This window comes from Streptomyces sp. NPDC001156, from assembly GCF_053598275.1.
In genome coordinates this window covers 1-4197 of sequence record NZ_JBSFJX010000386.1, presented here as the reverse complement: position 1 = coordinate 4197, position 4197 = coordinate 1, and the positions used below count along the sequence as shown (strand labels likewise).

General features: G+C 66.2%; 5 protein-coding genes and 1 pseudogene. 4 read left to right on the top strand and 2 right to left on the bottom strand.

Features of this window, described 5'->3' with window-relative positions; translation table 11 throughout:
• Positions 1-132: 132 nt before the first annotated feature.
• The gene (locus ACWDA7_RS51010) at positions 133-699 is read right to left on the bottom strand and encodes an aquaporin (protein WP_450614812.1); all 567 of its coding nucleotides are present in this window, start codon (positions 697-699) and stop codon (positions 133-135) included.
• Positions 700-1145: 446 nt separating this feature from the next.
• Here ACWDA7_RS51010 and ACWDA7_RS51005 point away from each other — a divergent pair.
• A pseudogene (locus ACWDA7_RS51005) lies at positions 1146-1703 on the top strand (LOG family protein).
• Positions 1704-1907: 204 nt separating this feature from the next.
• Complete coding sequence (locus ACWDA7_RS51000; protein WP_450614810.1) at positions 1908-2777, top strand: hypothetical protein; 870 nt, start codon at positions 1908-1910, stop codon at positions 2775-2777.
• On the opposite strand, the gene ACWDA7_RS50995 is transcribed toward ACWDA7_RS51000, so the two are convergent.
• Positions 2738-2998, bottom strand: coding sequence for a transposase family protein (locus ACWDA7_RS50995; RefSeq protein WP_450614808.1), 261 nt, complete (start codon positions 2996-2998; stop codon positions 2738-2740). The genes ACWDA7_RS51000 and ACWDA7_RS50995 overlap by 40 nt on opposite strands.
• A gap of 296 nt (positions 2999-3294) precedes the next feature.
• Here ACWDA7_RS50995 and ACWDA7_RS50990 point away from each other — a divergent pair, with 296 nt between their 5' ends.
• Positions 3295-3549, top strand: a complete 255-nt coding sequence (locus ACWDA7_RS50990) for a hypothetical protein (RefSeq protein ID WP_450614806.1) — start codon at positions 3295-3297, stop codon at positions 3547-3549.
• Positions 3550-3688: 139 nt separating this feature from the next.
• Positions 3689-4197, top strand: a 509-nt coding sequence (locus ACWDA7_RS50985) for a transposase domain-containing protein (RefSeq protein ID WP_450614814.1), incomplete at its 3' end; no start/stop codon positions are given.

Here is a 4197-nt window from a genome sequence, read left to right as displayed (position 1 = left end):
CCGGCTGGTGTTGATCGTGTAAGAGCTGCTGGTCGCTGACCCGCAGCCAACGTGAGCCAGGAATCCCCCTGCTTCAGCTGGGGGAGGATTCAAACTGCCCCCGACAGTGGCTGCGGCGGTGGTCTCGCCCCATCAGACCTGCTCCGGCGGGACCCCTGTCGGGACCGGGGGGCGGCCAACGGACCATCGGCTGACGCCGACGTCAGCCACACCGCCGTCCGGTGACGCCCCGCTTGCTCTCACCCGCACCTCACCCGTCAGTCGGCAACGGCTGAGAACGTGGTGCAGGCAGGCCCCGAGGGCCGCTCCCAGAATCGGTGCGACCAGACAGATCCGCAGATCGGTGGTCTGCTGCCCGGCGAATGGGGCGGGACCGAACTGGCGGGCGGCGTTGATCGAGCCCCCGCTGCGAGCCCGCAGAAAAGCGATCACCAGCGCAACGGACAGCCCGATGACGTACGGCACCAGGCGCGCATAGCGGGCCTGAGCCATGCAAAAACTGACAGCGAGCACGATGACCGTCATGCTGCCGGCCTTGGCGACAAAGACGGACGCGGGCTGCCAGGAGGGTGCGGGCACGATCGCGGCGTAGCCGATCGACCGGAGGGAGACCGCAGGCCGCACACCAGGCGCCCAAGACCCGCCCGCCATTTGGGCCAGCACGTAGGGAACAAGGCCGCACCCGGGGAAGGCGCCCATAAGCCAAGGGAGACCGCCACGGTGCCGTGTCCAGGCGGATCATGGCCTTGAAGGCTTCCGGGGCGAGCTTCGCCCAGTCCAGACCGGGGCGTGGGCCGGGGAGGCGCTGCGGGCTTTCGTGTGCTTCGTTCGTGTTCATGCCTGCAACGCTACGGACCCAGTGGCGCCGGAGTATGGTCCATTTCTATGACAGATTCCCAGACCAATTCTGCGGACATGGCAAGATCGCGATCTACCGAGCTGGAGTACTAACCCGCTCCTGAGCGTGGCGACCCGAGCATGCGACGTGGCGCTCCGGCTTCGCGGTGCAACTGGTCTGACAGGCGGCACCCAGGGGCCCGCCTGACCGTTCGGCGCGAAGTGGTCCGGTCTTTCGCCCGGACAGTGGTCCACACGCATGGGCGGACGCGCATACGGTCAGGTCACTGCTGCCCGCGCCCACTCCGATGAACATTGGTGTCTTCCTCTCAGCCAGTGACCTCGGCGAGCTCTACACCCAGCCGACCTGCGAGCTCATCGCCAGGGCCAGCCACACCCTGGTGAGGGGCTGGTCCGATACCGGGCTGATGAAGGTCGTCGCCGACGGAGTACAGGCATCGGGAGGGCGGCTCGCCGACATCTCGGTCGACTTTTCTCCGGAAGTGGCTCAGAAAGGACGCCGACGAAATGACGGTCGCCAGGAATCTCGCGGAACGCAAGGCACGGTTACTCACCGTGTTCGACACAATAGTGGTGATGCCCGGCGTCGTGGGCACGCTGGACGAAGCGACCGAGGTCCTGAAGCTGAGGAAGCACGGACTGTACGACAAGCCCGTGCTGCTGAAAACGGCGGGCTTCTACGGCGGGCTGATACTCCAGCTCCGGCGAATGGACGAGCAGGGTTCCTGTCGTTGCCCCTTGGAGAACTGGTCTTCATCGCCGACACGGCCGCCGGCGCACTCGCCTACCTGGAGAAGTCCATTGGAACGGATGACGGGATCGTGACAGCACGGCTTCCCGTCTGAGAGCTCGCGCCGACTCCGGCACGGGCGGCCTGGCACTTGAGACCGACGGCCCCGGCGCCTCGAATCTCGGCAGGGACGCTCCCGAACCGGACAGCGCGACCGCTCGGCCCTCGGAACCCCGTCTAGGGCCGTCTAAGCCTCGATCCACCGACCGATGCCTGTGGATGACGCTTGGGAAAATGAAGAAGTGCCTTGTGACCTGCGATGATGGGAGTTCTTCACGCTTCCAGCACGCACAATCAGCAAGGCACTTCCGAGATGCAAGTTTCCCATACGCCGGCGGCGGTCTCCGCTGCGTTCGATGACCCGAATCTGATCGCGCATGCCGGGCTGGTCCCGGTGATGCGGCTGGCCGAGCGGTGTGGTCTGCCGCGACTGGTGACGGAGAAGGTCAAGTTGACCGGGGTGACGAACGGCGCGGGTGCGGCGGTGGACGCGAAGGTCACCAGCATCGTGGGCGGCATGGTCGCAGGCGCAGACAGCATCGACGACCTCGACGTCCTGCGCCACGGTGCGATGCCGACCGTGTTCGCGGGCATTCGTGCCCGCACTTTCCTGCGCGCGTTCACCCACGGCCATGCTCTCCAACTCCACGCCGTGCACAGGAGGTTCCTGGGTGCGCTGGCCGCGCATACCCCGCTCCTGCCCGCCGCGGGCGAGATGGCGTTCATCGATGTCGACTCCACCCACAAACGCATCTACGGCCGGACCAAGCAGGGTGCCGAGTACGGCCGGTTCAAAGGAATCCGCACCCTCCACCCACTGCTGCCCACGTCTCGGCCCGCCTCGCTCGCTCCGCCCGGCGCATCACCCTGCACCTGCCGCACAACTGGCGCTGGCAGCACGCCTGGAGACACCTCTTCGATACCGTCCACGCTCCGCCCGAACCCGGCTGACAGCCCCTGCCCGCCCGCCCGCCAGGGCCCGATCGGAACCGAACCAGTGGAAAAGCTGGCAGACCAGCGGATACCACCTGCCCAGGCACGGACACTAATCCGAAACCCGCTCAAAACCCGTCAGAAGAAGAGGAAGTGTCATGAATCAGGTGTGAGCCTCCACGAAGGAGTCACCTGATGAGTACGACGAGGGATCGCCTTCTTGTCGTGGACAGGAAGCAGCGTGCCATCCACGACCCATAGTTCGCGCCGGTCGGTGGGTGGCGGGCCGAGAAGTTCAGCGAGGGGTTCGGTGAGACGGTCGACGACTGGGTGGACTGCGGAGTCGGAGATGGTGAACAGGGTGCCGAGTTGCTGCATGGTGAGGTTGGTCTGGTAGGCGAGGACGAGGAGTAGCACGCGGTCGGTGAACGGCAGCGCCCCAGGGCCGGCCGCGGCCGGTGTCGGGCGTTTTCTCCCACAGTTGCCTCACGAGCCGGTGCATCTGCGGCCCGGTCAGCCCGGTTTAGGCCCGCAGGTCGGCAGCGGTGCAGGAGGCGAGAGGCAGGCGCATTACCGACAGCATACGGACTCAAGCTGACCGGCTGCAGGGGGCGTTGTCAGTGACGGCAGGTAGCTTTGATGTGATTGCTGATCCGGCGCATGCCCGGACGGGTCTCCATCGTTGGCGGGTCCACAAGGAGGTGGGAAAGTCCATGAGCACGAGCCTGCTCGATGCCGCGCCTGCCTCCGATGCCGCGCCCGTTCGCCAGTTCCGGGGCAAGAACAAGGGCGAGCGCTGGAAACGCGGCGAGGACACCGAGCTGGCGGTCATCCGCCTGCCCCTGGACGTCCACCGCCTTGAGGACCTGCAGAGTGCGGAGAACCTGTACTCGGCGATGTGGGCGGTCAAGCGCGCCCTGCAGCGCGATGCCCGCGCCGCAGTCGGGCCTTGTCCCAAGGCCGGGTAGTTAACGCATTCGCGCTGGCAGCAAGGGAGTTGATGGGGTTTTTCACGGGGCTGAAACGTGAGCAACGGAGCTCCGTTGGAACAGGCAGTCGACCAAGACAGCTTGTTTCCAAGGAGCTCCGTTGTCCGAACAGTATGCCCTGCTATCAGGTCTGACGACTGTGTCTCGTGTCTTCACCATCGCCCAGGGCCCTTTCGCGCCGGGGCACTTGGGAGAACTGACGGCGCTCGTACCGTTCGAGCTCGTGGATGCGGTCCTGGAGGAGACCGGAAAGGTGCAGCGCCGTCTGCGTGATCTCCCATCACGGGTCGGTGTCTACTTCCTGTTGGCGATGTGCCTGTTCCCGGAGGTCGGCTATCGGCTGGTGTGGCAGAAGCTGACGGCGGGACTGGTCGGCGTGCCGGTCGCCGAGCCGACCGCGAAGGCCCTGCGTGACCTGCGGCGCAGGGTCGGCAGCGCGCCCATGCGCGGGCTGTGTGAGGTGTTGTTGGGGCCGTTGGCTCAGCCGAGGACACCCGGGGTGCGATTCGGCCGGTATCGCACGGTCTCCTTTGACGGCTGCAGTTCGATCAGGGTCCCGGACACCGACCGCAACCGGGCCTGGCTCGGCTCTCCGGGCCATGGCGGATACCCCCTTGTGGAGCTGAT